This window comes from Micromonospora sp. WMMA1947 (assembly GCF_027497355.1).
Taxonomy (GTDB): domain Bacteria; phylum Actinomycetota; class Actinomycetes; order Mycobacteriales; family Micromonosporaceae; genus Micromonospora.
In genome coordinates, this window is sequence record NZ_CP114909.1 from 4202236 (window position 1) to 4217398 (window position 15163).

A 15163-nucleotide genomic window follows, 5' to 3' on the forward strand; every position below is an offset into this window, starting at 1 on the left:
ACCGCCTAGGTGTCCTGCGGACGCGGTTCGGTGGTGGCGCGGTGGTAGCGGCCGGCGAGCGTACGCACGAGTTCGACGAGTTCCGCGGGTTCCGTCACGGTGAAGTCGACGCCGAGCAGGCCGAGGTGGACGGCGAGCGCCTCGATGCTGTCCGCGCCGGTGTCCAGCAGACAGTGGGTGTCGTCGACCGGAGTGATGGCGCCGATGGCGGCGTTGATTTGCTCGATGAGCTGTTCGGCCGGTGCGTGTACGACGACTTGGGCCCGGTACCGCCATGCGGCCGACGACACGCCCCGGCGTACCTGGTCGACGGCTTCCTCGGGGAGATCGCGGGGGATGAATCGGGGGCCCGTCGGGGTACGTGGGTGGAGCCGGTCCACCCGGAACGTTCGCCAGTCGGCCCGCTCGACGTCGAACCCGACGAGATACCACCGTCGTCCCCAGTTGACCAGCCGGTACGGTTCCACCTCGCGCCGGCTCTCGGAGCCGTCGTGGCTTCGGTAGCCGAATCGCAGGCGCTCGTGGTCCCGGCAGGCTGCGGCGAGGACACTCAGCCTGTCCGCGTCCACCCGCGGGCCAAGGTCGTCCCGCGGCACCACGACGGCGTACCGCTTGAGGGCGTCAACGCGACGCTGGAGTCGCGTCGGTAGCACCTGCTCCAGCTTGGCCAGCGCGCGCAACGAGGTCTCCTCGACCCCGGTGATCGTGCCCCCGGCGGCAGTGCGCAGCCCGATCGCCACCGCGACCGCTTCCTCGTCGTCGAGCAGCAGCGGCGGCAGCTTGGCCCCGGCGCCGAGTCGGTAGCCGCCCACCGCGCCCCGGCTGCCGTGCACCGGATAGCCGAGGTTCCGCAGGCGGTCCACGTCGTTGCGAACGGTCCGGGTGCTGACCGACAGCCGTTCGGCCAGTTCGGCGCCGGTCCACTCGCGGGGTGTCTGGAGTAGCGAGAGCAGGCGCAGCAGCCGCGCCGCGGTTTCCAACATTCTTCGCAGTATGCCAGTTTATTAGGAACGAACCTTGCCTAATCTCCTCCTACGCTGATGACCATGACGAACGACAGCACGATCGCACCGTTCCGGATCGACATCCCCCAGGCCGAGCTCGACGATCTCCAGCAGCGGCTGGCCCACACTCGGTGGGCGGAGGAACTGCCCGCGGACGAGTCGGCGCCGGCTGGTCCGGTGCCGCCCGGTTGGGAGTACGGCGTCCCGGTGGGCTACGTGAGGCAGCTGGTCGAGCGGTGGCGCACCGGGTACGACTGGCGGGCCTGGGAGGCGAGGCTGAACGCGTACCCGCAGTTCACCACCGAGATCGACGGCCAGAACATCCACTTCCTGCACGTGCGGTCGCCGGAGCCGGACGCGACGCCGCTGATACTGACCCACGGTTGGCCGACCTCGGTGGTCGAGTGGCTGGATGTGATCGGCCCGCTCACCGAGCCACGAACGCACGGCGGCGACCCAGCGGACGCGTTCCACCTGGTCATCCCGTCGGTGCCGGGTTTCGGCTTCTCCGGGCCGACCCGGGAGCGCGGCTGGGACCGGTACCGGGTGGCCCGGGCCTGGGCCGAGCTGATGCAGCGGCTCGGCTACGACCGGTACGGCGCGGCCGGCAACGACGGCGGATCGCTGATCTCGCCCGAGGTGGGCCGGGTCGACCCCGAGCACGTCTGCGGCGTGCACGTGACACAGGTCTTCTCGTTCCCGTCGGGCGACCCCGCCGAACTGGCCGGCCTCTCCGAGGAGGAGCGCGGCAAGCTCGCGTTCGCCGAGTGGTTCACCCAGAACCGGGGCGCGTACGACAAGCTCCAGTCCACCGAGCCGCAGAATCTGGCGCACGCCCTGGCCGACTCCCCGGCCGGCCTGCTGGGCTGGCACGCGCAGCTGCTCGGCGCTTCGCTCGACCCGGACTACGTACTCACCAACGTGATGATCTACTGGCTGACCAACACAGCCGCCTCAGCCGCCCGGTTCTACTACGAGGACGCGGCGGCGGCCCCCGTACAGCAGAAGTCGAACGGCCGGGGCACCACCGTGCCGAAACCGACCACCGTGCCCCTCGGCCTGGCCAACTTCGCCTGGGACTACCAGTCGATCCGGACGTTCGCCGATCGCGACCACGAAAACATCGTCTCCTGGAACGTCTACGACCGGGGCAGCCACTTCGCCGCCCACGACGCGCCCGATCTGCTCGTCCACGACATCCAGCAGTTCTTCCGCAAGGTTCGCTGATCCGCCGCCGGTTGTAGGCGGACCCCATCAGACCCCCAGTCTTCACACGAAGGGAAACCCTCATGTATCTCGTCATTGGTGCCACGGCTCAGTTCGGACGTCAGGCAGTAGAAGAGCTGGTCGCCGCGGGTGCGCCGGTACGGGCGCTGACCCGTACCCCGGAACAGGCCAGGCTCCCGGCGGAAGTCGACGTCGTCCAGGGCGATCTGACCAAGCCCGAGACGCTGCCGGCGGCGCTGGCCGGCGTCGAAGCCGCCTTCCTGGTTCTGCAGTACGGGATGGATGTCGCTCCGCTACTGGCGGCCGCGGGGCGGGCCGGGGTGCGGCGGCTGGTGTTCCTGTCCTCGGGGGCGATCGTCCCGGGCGCCGAGCGGCAGCCCGACGTAATCGCCCAGTACCACCGCGACGTCGAGCAGGCCATCGAGGCATCTGGGATCGAGTGGACGTTCCTGCGGCTACTCTTCCCCGCCATCAACTCGTTGACGTTCGCGATGCAGCTCCAGGGCGGTGACGTCATTCGCGCGCCGTACGCCGAAGCCGCGTTCAGCGCCGCGCACGAGAGGGACGTCGCCGAGGTGGCCGCGCGGATCCTGACCGGCGGCGGGCAGGCGGGGCGGGCCTACGACCTGACCGGCCCCGAGTCGCTGACCCAGGCGCAGCAGGTCCGCATCCTCGGCGAGACGTTGGGGCGCCCGCTCACCGCCGAGGACCTCGACCCGGAGCCCGTGCTGGAGCAGATGAGCCAGTTCATGGACCCCGAGTTCCTGGCGGCGCTGTTCGGTCTCATGGCGCAGGCGGTCGGCAGGCCCGCGCCGGTCAACGACGTCATCGAGCAGATCACCGGGCACCCCGCGCGTACCTACGCTCGGTGGGCCGCGGATCACCGGGCCGACTTCGGCGGCTGATCGACGAGGCAGGGGCGGCATCCGCCGCCCTGCCATACGATGAAAGGACGGCACGGTGGCACAGGTGCTGCGGCGACGGGTGCTGGGGCGAGCCCTGCTGGCCCGTCAGATGCTGCTGGAACGGGCCGACGCGACCGCCGAGGAGGCGGTCACCCGGCTGGTCGGCATGCAGGCGCAGGCGCCCTACTTCGGGCTCTGGAGCAGATTGCGGAAGTTCGGCACTGCCCACCTGACGGACGCGCTGACCAAAGCGCCGCCTGGTGCGGGTCGCGCTGATGCGCAGCACCGTCCACCTGGTCACCACGGCGGACTACCGCTCGTTGCGGCCATGGGCGCAGCCCGCGCTCGACCGTGAGCTGGACACCGCGTTCAAGACGATCCTGACCGGTCTGGACCGTGCGGCCGTGGCGGAGTCGGGCCGGGCACTGCTCGGCGCACGACACCTCACCCCCAAGGAACTCGTCGCGGCGCTGCACGAGCGGTGGCCCGATCGCGAGCCCCGGGCACTCGCCACCGTGGTGCGGAACCTGGTACCGCTGGTGCAGGTGCCGCCACGCGCCGTCTGGGGCGTCGGCGGCACCACCCGGTACGCGACGGCGGCCTGCTGGACCGGAGCCGAGCCCGCCTCCGCCGCCGACTCCGAACACATCGTGCTGCGCTACCTCGCCGCGTTCGGCCCGGCGTCGGTCGCCGACATGCAGACGTGGGCCGGCCGAACCCGGCTGCGGCCCGTCCTGGAGAGGCTGCGGCCACGGCTGGCGGTCTTCCGCGACGAGCACGGGGTGGAGCTGTTCGACCTCCCGGATGCGCCACGCCCCGACGCCGACGCCCGCGCGCCGGTTCGCTTCCTGCCCGAATACGACAACCTCCTGGCCTCCCATGCCGACCGCACCCGCGTGATCTCAGAGGAGGCCCGCAAACGGGTCATGACGCGCAACGGGATGCGCGCCACCTTCCTCGTGGACGGGCAGGTGACGGGCGCCTGGAAGCTCCATCCAGGCACGGCGTCAGCGACTCTGGAGATCGACCCGTTCCGGCCGCTGACCGCCATCGAGCGCGCCGAGATCGAGGCCGAAGGCGCCCGGCTGCTGGAGTTCGCCGTGCCCGGCGCCGCCCACGACCTCCGCGACGGCACGGGCGTAGTAGGTCGAGCAGGCAGCCGCACGATGAGTCGCTCTTACCACTCGCGGGGCGCGCCACGGGCGCCGACAACCAGGGCAGCCCGGACGGCGGGATCGGCGTGGGCAACCGGCCGGGTGACCGCGCATGCCGTTGCCGCCACGAGCCGCGGGCGGCGCTTCAGGTGGAGGTGCGTTCCCGCCACGCCCGCAAGCGGTCACGCAGCCAGTGGTAGCTGGCCTTGGGCGTACGGGATCCGGTGCCGTAGTCGACGTGGGCCAGACCGAAGCGGGGCCCGTACCCGCGGGCCCACTCGAAGTTGTCGATGAGCGACCAGTAGAAGTACCCCCGCAGATCGAGCCGGTCGTCGACGGCGGCCGCACGGGCCGCCGCCGCCAGGTGCCCGGCCACGAACGAGATCCGTTCCGGGTCCGGCTCGGGTCCGTCCCGCAGGTCGGCGCAGCCGTTCTCCGTCACGTACACGGCAGGCAGGCCCGGGTAACGGTCCGCGAGCCCGGTCAGGGTGTCGAACAGCCCTTGCGGCTCCACCGGCCAGCCCAGGTCGGTGGTGGGCAACCCGTCCGGCCGTAGATGCCGGACCCCGATGTCGAACGCGCTGCGCAGCGCCGGGTCGGGCTGCTCGTACGGGGCGTCGGCGACGTGCACCCGGTAGTAGTAGTTGACACCGAGGAAGTCCAGCGGCGTGGAGATCACCGCCAGGTCACCGTCGCGGCGGAACGACAGATCGCTCACCCCGGCGTAGAGCCGCTCAAATCCGGACGGGTACGCGCCGCCCAGCACCGGATCCGTGAACTGCCGGTTGAGCATGAGGTCCTGCCGATCCGCCGCCGCCCGGTCGGCCTCGGTGTCGCTGGCTGGCACGGCGGGGGAGAGGTTGAGCGTGATGCCGACGCGCGACCGCGGGCCGGCGGCGGACCGGACTGCGGCGACCGCCCTGCCGTGCCCGAGCAGCAGGTGGTGGGCGGCGGCCAGGGCACCATGTCCTTCGGCGGCGCCGGGAGCGTGCCGGCCCTCCGCGTAGCCGACCATCGACGAGCAGTACGGCTCGTTCAGCGTGATCCAGTCCTGGACCCGGTCGCCGAGGACGCCCGCCACCGCGGCGGCGTACTCGGCGAACCACTCGGCGGTGTCCCGTACCCGCCAGCCACCCTCGTCCTCGAGCGCCTGGGGCAGATCCCAGTGGTACAGCGTCACGAACGGCCGGATGCCGTGCCCGCACAGGGCGTCGACGAGCCGGTCGTAGTAGTCGAGGCCTCGCCGGTTCACCGCGCCCCGCCCGGTCGGCATGACCCGTGGCCAGGCGACCGAGAAACGGTAGGCGTCCACGCCGAGGCCGGCCAGCAGGTCCACGTCCTCCCGCCAGCGGTGGTAGCTGTCACAGGCGACCGAGCCGGAGGTGCCGTCGTCGACGGCACCGGGGCGGCGGCAGAAGGTGTCCCAGATCGACGGCCCGCGGCCGTCCTCGTCGACCGCCCCCTCGATCTGGTACGCCGCGGTGGCGGCGCCCCAGCTGAAGCCGGCCGGCAGGTCCGGCAGGTCCGGCAGCTCGGGCAGGTCCGGCCGGGTTGAGGCCGCGGCGGCACCTTCGGATGTGGTGGTCATCCCTTCACCGCACCCTGCATGATGCCGTCGACGAGATGCCGGCCGAGGAGCATGAAGACGACGAGGATCGGCAGCGTGGCGAGCAACGTGCCGGTCAGCGTCAGGGTGTAGTCGGTGGTGTAGCCGCTGGCCAGTGCGGAGAGCGCCACCTGCACGGTCGCGTTGTTCTGCAGCACGACCAGCGGCCAGAAGAAGTCGTTCCACGCCTGCATGAAGGTGAACAGCCCGAGCACCGCCGCGGCGGGGCGGGCCGCCGGCAGGACGATGTGCCAGTACAGGCCGAACGTGCTGGACCCGTCGACGCGGCCGGCCTCCAGCAGTTCGTCGGGTACGGCGCGGCCGAGGTACTGGGTCATGAAGAAGACGCCGAACGCGGTTACCAGCCCGGGCACGATCACGGCGGTGAGGCGCCCGGTCCAGCCGAGGTCGGCCATCAGGATGTACAGCGGGATGATGCCGAGCTGGTGCGGCACCATCGAGGTCGCGATGGCCACGACGAGAAGCGCCTTTCGGCCTCGGAACCGCAGTTTGGCGAAGGCGAACCCGGCCAGGGTCGAGAAGAACACCACGGAGACGGTGATCGAGCCGCTGACGATGAAGGAGTTCACCAGGGCTCGGCCGAAGTCGGTCGTGTCGAACACGCGCGCGATGTTGTCGAAGAGGTGCCCGCCCGGCACCAGGGCCGGCGGCACCTTCGTGACGGCGTCGCTGGTCTGCGAGGACACGACGACGGACCAGTAGAGCGGGAAGACCGACCCGGCCACGACCGCCAGCAGGGCGCCGTAGCTCCAGACCGAGCCCTTGCGTGGGTACCCGAAGCTCCGGCGCCGGTGGGACCGGCGTGGCGGCGGCGAGGGTGTGGTGCCGGTCTGAATGGGGTCCGCGAGGGTGGTCACGGCGTTCTCCTCAGTCCTCGTCCTTGGCGATGCGCCGGGTGAGCAGGAAGTTGATGATCGCGAAGATGGCGATGACCAGACAGAGCGTCCAGGCGACCGCCGAGGCGTAGCCGAAGCGGAACTCCCGGAACCCCTGCTCGTACATGAACAGGGCAACGGTCTGGAACTGCCGGTCGGAGCCGCCGGTGGGCGTCTGGGAGCTGGCGAACAGCAGGGGTTCGGCCATGATCTGCAGGCCGCCGATCGTCGAGATCACCGTGGTGAAGATGATCGTCGGCCGCAGCATCGGGACGGTGATCCGCCTGAACTGCTGAGCCTGCGACGCGCCGTCGAGGTCGGCGGCCTCGTACAGGTGATGCGGAATCGCCTGCATCGAGGCGAGGTAGATGAGGGCGTTGTAGCCGGTCCACCGCCAGGCGACGATGAACGAGATGGCCAGGTGGGAGCTCCAGGTGTTGGCCTGCCAGTCGATCGGGCCGATGCCGACGAGGCCGAGCGCCCAGTTGACCATGCCGAAGTCGCGGCCGAAAAGCTGGGTGAAGACGATCGTCACCGCCACGATCGAGGTGACGTTGGGCAGCAGCACACCCATCCGTAGCGCGGTGCGGGCCCGCAGCCGGTGGTTGAGCAGGTGGGCGATCCAGAGCGCGGCGAGCAGTTGCGGCACGGTGGACAGCACCCAGATGCTGAGTGTGTTGCCCAGGGCGTTCCAGAAGTACGCGTCCTGCAGCATCTCGCGGTAGTTCGCGAGGCCGACCCAGCGGTGCGACCCGGAGTCGAGCAGGTCCCAGTCATTGAACGAGACGTACGCCGTGTACAGCAGCGGGAACAGCCCGAACGCGCCGAACAGCAGGAAGAACGGCAGGATGTAGAGGTAGGGCGAGCCCTTGGTGTCGAGCCGGCTCAGGCCGGCCCGCCGGGCCTGGTGGAGGTAGGTGGCCATCGTCGATCCTTCGTCGCCGGGAGCCGCCGGCGGTCAGGGGCGACCGCCGGCGGCGCGGGTCGAGTTACTTGGCGAGTCGCTCGACGTCGCTGACCATCTGCTTCCAGGACTCGTCGGAGCTTTGCTTGCCCTGTTCGATGCGGACGAGGGCGTCGCGGATGGTGGTCTGCACGTCTCCGGCTCGCGGGCCCTGGTACTGGGGCTTGAGCTGCTTCGCCGCGGTGGTGAAGAGCTGGCCCACCGGTGCGTTGTTGAAGAAGGCGTCCTTGTACTGGGCAATGTCGGGCTTGTCGTACAGAGCCGGGATGGACGGCAGGTTGCCCCGCGCGGTGAACACCTTGGCCTGCTGTTCCGGGGCGGTCAGCCACGCCGCGAGCTTCTTGGCCTCCTCGGTGTGCTTGCCCTGCTTGGGAACGGTGAGGTAAGAGCCGCCCCAGTTGCCGCCGCCGCCCGGGACGCTCGCCACGTCCCACTTGCCGGCGGCGTGCTTCGCCTGGTCCTTGATCTTGGTCATCATCCAGGCCGGACACGCGATGGTGGCGAACTGGTCCTTCGCGAAGCCGTTGTTCCACTCCTGCGAGCTGCCGATCAGCTTGGCCGACAGGTTGCTCTGGATCGCCTTCACCGTCAGGTCCCAGGCCTTTCGGACATCGGGGCTGGTGCCCACGACGATGGCGTTGTCCTCGTTGTAGTACCCGACCGGGGCCTGGCCGATGATGGCGTTGAACAGTTGGCCTCCGCCGTCGAAGAAGGCGCTGCCGGCCGGGGCCTTCGCCGCGTACCGCTTGCCGAACTCGATGTACTGGTCCCAGCTGCTGCCCCAGGCGGCCGACACCTGGTCGCGGTCGAACGGCATGCCGGCCTTCTCGAACAGGTCACGCCGATAGCAGATGGCCAGGCCGCCGACGTCGGTGCCGTACCCGATCTGCTTGCCGTCCTTCGCCAGCGACGCCGCCCACTTCCAGTCGAGGTACTCGGACTGGCGGTCCTTGCCCAGGTCGACGAAGAGGTTGCCCCGCTCGCGCATCTGCGCGATGAAGCCCGTGTCGACGCCCTCGATGTCGCCCGCGCCGGAGCCGGTGGCCAGGTGGGTGATCAGGTCGCGATGATGGTCGTTGTAGGCGGCCGTGCGCTCCTGGATCGTGATGTTCGGATGCGCCTTCTGGTACTCGGCGTACAGGTCCTGGTACCCGAAGTTGCCGAACAGGTTGACGTTCAGGGTGATCTTTTCGTTGCCGCCGCCGGAGCCTCCCTCGGTGCCGGTGCCACACGCGGTCAGCAGTACTCCGGCGGCCAGGGTGGCCGCCGCCAGTCGCAACAGTCGGTTTGGGTGCATGCCAGGGAACCCTTTCGTGCGATGTAACCGGTTACCTGAAACCGGTTACATTGTCGGCGAGCCATGGTGGTGGGGGTGGGTGGAGTTGGATGAAGATCGGATGCCGGCCGAGTTGCGGGTGACCGCCGGCGAGCGCCTTTCCTGGGAAGTGTGAACGGGTTCGGCTATGGGGTGTCAAGTTACGAAAAGGTAACGGTCGATGCGGGTTGACCGGCGGACATCGCTGGCGCTACGGTCGTGAAACCGGTTACAGAGAAGGCACCACATTGACCACTATCAGGGAGCTGGCGCGCCGCTCCGGCGTGTCCGTCGCCACCGTGTCCCGCGTCTTCAACACCCCCGAGGTCGTCAGCCAGCACACCCGCCAGCGCATCCTCGACCTGGCCGCCGAGATCGGCTACCTGCCGAACGGGTCGGCCCGGACGCTCGCCACGAAGAAGTCCAACATGGTGGGCCTGGTATGGGACACCGACCATCGCCGCCCTGGGTGGCGCCACCCATTCCTGCAGGAGATCCTCGTCGCGCTCAAGACGGCGCTCAGCGCGCACGGGCTGAACCTGCTCATGCTCGCCGGCCACGACGCGGCGGGGCCCGACGACGGGCAGCGATACGTGCGCGCCGTCCGCCAGCACAACCTCGACGGCGCGGTCATCATCGACAACGGCACCCGGGACCCGGCCGTGCTCGCCCTCGTCGAAGCCCAGGTGCCGTGCGTCGCTCTCGACCTGCGGGTCGACGGTCCGACGTCGACCTACATCACCTCGGACAATGCCGGCGGCGCGGCGCTCGCCGTGCGCCACCTCGTCGAACGCGGCCACCGGCGCATCGCCACCATCACCGGCCCGCTGCGAACCTGGCCGGGAGCCGAACGGCTCGTCGGCTTCCGGGCCGCGCTGGCCGGGGCCGGCCTGCCGCTCACCGACGGCCACGTCGTCGAGGGAGACTTCTATCTCGACGGCGGTCACGCCGCGATGGACCGGCTGCTCGCCCTCGACGACCGCCCTACCGCAGTGTTCGTCGCCGGTGACGAGATGGCTGTCGGCGCGATGCGGGCGGCCCAGGCGGCCGGCCTACGGATCCCCGACGACATTGCGATTGTCGGCTTCGACGACATCGAGGTGGCCGCGCTGATCCCGCCCGGGCTCAGCACCGTCGCCCAGAACAAGCCCGGCTTCGGCACGGCCGCCGCCGATGCGCTGGTCGCCATGCTGCACGGCGGCGACGACCCGCCCAAGCCGACCGTGCTGCCGACGACGCTCGTCGTCCGCGGCACCACCTGACCCGAAACGCGACGTCGGCGCCGTCCCGCTCTGGATCGTGCTGCTGCTCGCGGTCGCTGTTGCCGGAGCCGCTGTCACCGACCCCGCAACCGGGCCTGCCTCGAGCGTCACACCCGTGCCTGGGCGAGGTCGGGGCCGGCGGTGGCTCGAATGATCCGGGGCCAGGTCCATGCGGCGCGCAGGATGAAGGCCAGAGGAGCGGGTCCCACAGTTCGAAGTCTTGATGGCGGCCATCGGGCGATGGAACGACGGGGTCTCGTCGCCCGCCCGAAGTGGTCACCGAGGCCGGGCAGAACGGAAGGCTTTGGCCTGCGGTGATGTGGGCGATGAATCCGGTGCGACCTCCCAGAGAACTCCGAAGTGGTCACGAGCATCGCTCCCCGCTTGACTGGTGTCGGCTGTTGTCTCGAAGCTCGTTGACGTCAGCCAACAGGGCTCGTCGCGTCACCGCATGGCACCGGATGCCATCGCGGTGACGTCGGCATGCATCCCGGTGTCGGCTCCGCCTGAAAACTGACCCCGTGGTTCCGGCTGAATTTTGACCCCTTCCGGAAGCATCGGGAGGTGCTGAGCGTGGAGGACTGGGCGGAGATCCGTCGGTTGCACCGGGCGGAGCGGATGGCGATCAAGGCGATCTGTCGTCGGCTGGGGGTATCGCGGAACACGGTGCGCAAGGCCTTGGCCAGTCATGAGCCGCCTCGTTATCAGCGGGCGGCGAAGGGTTCGATCGTGGACGCGGTCGAGCCGCAGATCAGGGCGTTGTTGGCGGAGTTCCCGGATATGCCGACGACGGTGATCATGGAGCGGGTCGGGTGGACTCGCGGCAAGACGGTGTTCTCTGATCGGGTGCAGCAGCTGCGGCCGTTGTTCCGCCGGCCGGATCCGGCCCAGCGGACGGAGTATCTGCCGGGTGAGCTGGCGCAGTGTGATCTGTGGTTCCCGCCGGCGGACGTGCCGTTGGGCTTCGGGCAGGTCGGTCGGCCGCCGGTGCTGGTGATGGTGTCGGGGTATTCGCGGTGGCTGTCTGCGGTGATGATCCCGTCGCGGCAGTCGCCGGACCTGCTGGTCGGACACTGGACGCTGATCTCCGGCTGGGGGCGGGTGCCCAAGGCGTTGGTGTGGGACAACGAGTCCGCCGTCGGGCAGTGGCGGGCCGGCAGGCCGCAGCTGACCGAGGCGATGAACGCCTTCCGCGGCACCCTCGGCATCAAGGTGATCCAGTGCCGGCCGGCGGACCCCGAATCGAAGGGCCTGGTCGAACGGGCCAACGGCTATCTGGAGACGTCGTTCCTGCCCGGACGCCGCTTCGCCTCACCCGGCGACTTCAACGCTCAGCTCACCGAGTGGTTGGTGCGGGCGAACAACCGCCAGCACCGGATGCTGGGCTGCCGCCCGGCGGAGCGGTGGGACGCCGACCGGCAGGTGATGCTGCCGCTGCCGCCGGTCGCGCCGGTGGTCGGGTGGCGGCAGGCCACCCGGCTGCCCCGCGATCACTACGTCCGCTTGGACGGCAACGACTACTCGGTGCACCCGTCAGTGGTCGGCCGGCGGGTCGAGGTCACCGCCGACTGCGACCACGTGACGGTGCTCTGCGACGGCCGACCGGTGGCCCGGCACGACCGTTGCTGGGCCAAGCATCAGAGCATCACCGACCTCGCACACCGGCAAGCCGCCGCCGATCTGCGCATCGCCGCCCAACGCACCCCGACGGCCGCCGTCGACGCCCAGGTCGAACGCCGGCCGTTGAGCGACTACGACCGGATGTTCGGCCTGGACGAGGTGGCTGCGTGATGGCCGCCAAGACCAGCCGCAACGTCGCATCCGAGATCGCGTTCCTCACCCGTGCCCTGAAGGCGCCGTCCCTGGCCGCGTCGGTGGAACGCCTGGCGGAGCGGGCCCGGGCAGAGTCGTGGACGCATGAGGAGTTCCTCGCCGCCTGCCTGCAACGCGAGGTCGCCGCCCGCGAAGCCCACGGCGGAGAAGGACGCATCCGGGCAGCCAGGTTCCCGGCCCGCAAGAGCCTGGAGGAGTTCGACTTCGACCACCAACGGTCGTTGAAGCGGGAGACCATCGCCCATCTGGGAACCCTCGACTTCATCACCGGCCGAGAGAACGTCGTCTTCCTGGGCCCGCCCGGCACCGGCAAAACCCACCTGTCCATCGGCCTCGGGATCCGGGCCTGCCAGGCCGGGCACCGGGTCGCGTTCGCCACCGCCGCCCAGTGGGTGTCTCGCCTGGCTGACGCCCACCATGCCGGCCGGCTGCAGGACGAACTGGTCAAACTCGGCCGGATCCCGCTGCTGATCGTCGACGAGGTCGGCTACATCCCCTTCGAAGCCGAAGCCGCGAACCTGTTCTTCCAGCTCGTCTCCAACCGCTACGAACGAGCCTCGCTGATCGTCACCAGCAACAAGCCCTTCGGCCGCTGGGGCGAAGTGTTCGGCGACGATGTCGTCGCCGCGGCCATGATCGACCGCCTCGTCCACCACGCCGAGGTCATCTCGATGAAGGGCGACAGCTACCGCCTCAAAGACCGCGACCTCGGCCGCGTCCCCGCAGCAACCAAGACCAACGACTGAACATCAACAACCAGCGAGGGGGTCAACATTCGGCCGGAACAGAGGGGTCAAAGTTCAGCCGGCGTTGACACCCGGGGGTTGAGACTCGAATCCCACCCGAAGCCTGCTGACCAGGGCATCGTGCTCGGTGACCGCTTCGGCGAGCCCGAAGGTTCATGCAGCCGGGTTTGCTGATCGACGCGACGTTGTCCGGGCGGGGGAGGTCAGCTCGACCTCGGGTCCCTAAAGTCTCTGGCAGGCGCTGCCGCGCAGATGGTCAACCGGTGCTCTCAGACACGGGTGCGGATGGCCCTGACACTTGCCATCACTACCGAGGCCGCGATTGCAGGGGTTGGGATGGATCGGGGAGACAGACGCACACGCGGAGCGGCTCGGGCAGTTGTTGCCGTACTTGCGTCCGCGCTGCTCGGGCTGGCTGGCAATTTAGTCACCAACCGCGTCGACCTGCCCGGTGAGCGGTGGCTGCTCGTGGTGCTGGGCGCCTTCCTGTTGCTGCTTGTGGTGGTTGCGACGGTAGAGGTGCGTTCTCGCAGCGACGGGTCGGCCGTGGCTCCAACGGCGACCGCTGAAGATTCCGCAGGGCGCCAGACCTCCGATGGTTGTACTTGTGAGGCGCCGCTCCAAGAGCTCCAGGTGCGTACAGTGCCTCACCAGCCGGGCCCGTGGCCGCTGCGGGCGCTGGCCGAGTTGGAAAGCAGGCGGTACTCGATATCAGACAACCGCGTAAGGAAGGTGTTCGGCGCATCCGGCTGGGAAGGAACGCTGCGGAGGCTGTACCCCGAAATCCCGTTGGTGTCGCTGGGCCGCTGCACCTTCCCGATCTGGGCTGAGGTCGCGGCACCCGAGCTCAGAGGCGACCTCGACTCAGCGATTGGAAACATCACCGATCACGTCCGGCCTGACAGGCGTCGGTACGACGCGGAAGGTCGGGGTTTCGACCACCGTGGCAGGGCGGAGTTCCGACGCACCTACTGGCGGCGCGACGAAGTTCGGCGGTTCAACGCGGAGACGTTCGCGCTCGACAACATTGAGCGCCACGGGCCCGGCAGGTCCCGCATTCACGCTCGCTACGGCACCTACTTTCAGTCGGTGGCGACCTCGGAAATGCTTGAACGCGAGTTCATCGACGTCGTGAGTCGCCGGCCGAATGCCGTGTGGTCGTTGAGCGACTTCCCGCGACGTGCCTGGCTGCGAGAACGGGCTGACGGAAATGAACTCTTCAATGGCACCCAGCGGGCGGCCGCCTTGTCGGTGGCGGCAGTAATGATCGTGAAGGAGAAGCAGGGGTACAGCGCGCTGTTGAGCCGGAGATCCGGGGACGTCAAGACGCATCCGGGCTTCCAGCATGTCTTTCCCTCCGGAATCCTCGCGCCGACCAGCTCCCGTTACGGCAGTGAGCGCGCGGAGTACTCGGTGAAACGAGCCTTCCTTCGCGAGTTCGCCGAGGAGCTCTTCGGGTACAACGACCTGGCCTACGACAGCCGGGACCTCCGCGATCCACTCGGTGGCATCTGGCCGATCCAGCACATGCTTAACGCCACCCAGCCCGGACCCATGGGGGAGCCACCGGCGGTCGAGATCAGATATACCGGCATCTCGGTGCCGCTACTTACCCTCCGCCCCGAGGTGTACGTCCTCGTGCTGGTCCGTCAGCCAGGCTGGTTCGATGAGCTGGTGAGCGGAGCGGAGCTCAGGTGCCGACGGCACGGATTCAACCTGAACTGGGAGTTTGAGGACGACCGAGACGACATCGACGGCAAGAGACTGGACTCGATCCGCGTTGAACTCGACGATCAGTTCGAGCTCATCGGCAGGCAGCGGCTCAGTCCGCTCAACACCGTTCCTCACGCCGCCGCAGCGCTGTGGCTGGGTGCACAGGTCGCTCGCGAGCTGGCGTAGCGGGCACTTTCGGGCCGGAACACGCTGAACCGATATGCGGCGCCGGCCGATCACGGTCGGCTCCGGATACCGGATCTACTTGGCGTCGCTAGACTTGCGCAAGCCTCAAAGTTGCGCTGAGTGTCATCGGCGGTGGGGTAATGGGTGGTGTGGCCCCTCGGACACAACGATAACCCCACGGTGTGCGCGGAGGTCCACTTCAGCGCGCACCATTTCCGTTTTCCGGCTGGTATTTCTCCGCGGTCATCTCGATCCCGACACCGGCCATGCCGATCGACGGTAGTGCGCCACCGCCGCAGCCATAACCCGATGGTGGACCCGCCTGGTGCGAACGGTGCGAACGACCCAGGGA

12 protein-coding genes and 1 pseudogene are annotated in these 15163 nt (G+C 69.1%); 8 read left to right on the forward strand and 5 right to left on the reverse strand.

Going from position 1 to position 15163, the window contains the following annotated elements:
* Positions 1–5: 5 nt before the first annotated feature.
* Positions 6–983, reverse strand: coding sequence for a YafY family protein (locus O7604_RS20015; protein WP_281577365.1), 978 nt, complete (start codon positions 981–983; stop codon positions 6–8).
* Positions 984–1046: 63 nt separating this feature from the next.
* Between O7604_RS20015 and O7604_RS20020 the strand changes: the two genes are divergently transcribed.
* The 4 genes and pseudogenes from O7604_RS20020 to O7604_RS20035 form a co-directional block, all read left to right on the forward strand.
* Positions 1047–2231 (forward strand): epoxide hydrolase family protein, encoded by a 1185-nt coding sequence (locus O7604_RS20020; RefSeq protein WP_281577366.1) that lies wholly within the window; start codon positions 1047–1049, stop codon positions 2229–2231.
* A 62-nt stretch (positions 2232–2293) separates the two neighbouring features.
* Complete coding sequence (locus O7604_RS20025) at positions 2294–3136, forward strand: NAD(P)H-binding protein (RefSeq protein ID WP_281577367.1); 843 nt, start codon at positions 2294–2296, stop codon at positions 3134–3136.
* Between the two features lie 55 nt (positions 3137–3191).
* On the forward strand, positions 3192–3491 hold the full coding sequence (locus tag O7604_RS20030) for a hypothetical protein (RefSeq protein WP_281577368.1): 300 nt from the start codon (positions 3192–3194) through the stop codon (positions 3489–3491).
* Positions 3412–4173 (forward strand): annotated as a pseudogene (locus tag O7604_RS20035) (winged helix DNA-binding domain-containing protein); the annotation flags it as partial. The gene O7604_RS20030 and the pseudogene O7604_RS20035, both read left to right, overlap by 80 nt.
* A 262-nt stretch (positions 4174–4435) precedes the next feature.
* Here the strand turns inward: O7604_RS20035 and O7604_RS20040 are convergent.
* The 4 genes from O7604_RS20040 to O7604_RS20055 form a co-directional block, all read right to left on the reverse strand.
* Positions 4436–5878, reverse strand: a complete 1443-nt coding sequence (locus O7604_RS20040; RefSeq protein WP_281577369.1) for a GH1 family beta-glucosidase — start codon at positions 5876–5878, stop codon at positions 4436–4438.
* On the reverse strand, positions 5875–6654 hold the full coding sequence (locus O7604_RS20045) for a carbohydrate ABC transporter permease (RefSeq protein WP_269707068.1): 780 nt from the start codon (positions 6652–6654) through the stop codon (positions 5875–5877). Before O7604_RS20045 ends, O7604_RS20040 begins: the two co-directional genes overlap by 4 nt.
* 130 nt (positions 6655–6784) lie before the next feature.
* The gene (locus O7604_RS20050; RefSeq protein WP_030500465.1) at positions 6785–7717 is read right to left on the reverse strand and encodes a sugar ABC transporter permease; all 933 of its coding nucleotides are present in this window, start codon (positions 7715–7717) and stop codon (positions 6785–6787) included.
* A gap of 64 nt (positions 7718–7781) precedes the next feature.
* Positions 7782–9053 (reverse strand): ABC transporter substrate-binding protein, encoded by a 1272-nt coding sequence (locus O7604_RS20055; RefSeq protein ID WP_281577370.1) that lies wholly within the window; start codon positions 9051–9053, stop codon positions 7782–7784.
* A 206-nt stretch (positions 9054–9259) separates the two neighbouring features.
* Between O7604_RS20055 and O7604_RS20060 the strand changes: the two genes are divergently transcribed.
* From O7604_RS20060 to O7604_RS20075, 4 genes are all read left to right on the forward strand, one after another.
* On the forward strand, positions 9260–10333 hold the full coding sequence (locus tag O7604_RS20060; protein WP_281577371.1) for a LacI family DNA-binding transcriptional regulator: 1074 nt from the start codon (positions 9260–9262) through the stop codon (positions 10331–10333).
* Positions 10334–10897: 564 nt separating this feature from the next.
* A complete protein-coding gene (istA, locus tag O7604_RS20065; RefSeq protein WP_269704654.1) occupies positions 10898–12124 on the forward strand; it encodes an IS21 family transposase in 1227 nt (408 codons plus the stop codon).
* On the forward strand, positions 12124–12912 hold the full coding sequence (gene istB, locus O7604_RS20070; protein ID WP_242796383.1) for an IS21-like element helper ATPase IstB: 789 nt from the start codon (positions 12124–12126) through the stop codon (positions 12910–12912). The genes istA and istB overlap by 1 nt, the downstream gene beginning before the upstream one ends.
* Positions 12913–13197: 285 nt before the next feature.
* Entirely contained in the window at positions 13198–14811 is a 1614-nt protein-coding gene (locus tag O7604_RS20075; RefSeq protein ID WP_281577372.1) for a hypothetical protein, read from the forward strand.
* Positions 14812–15163: the final 352 nt, after the last annotated feature.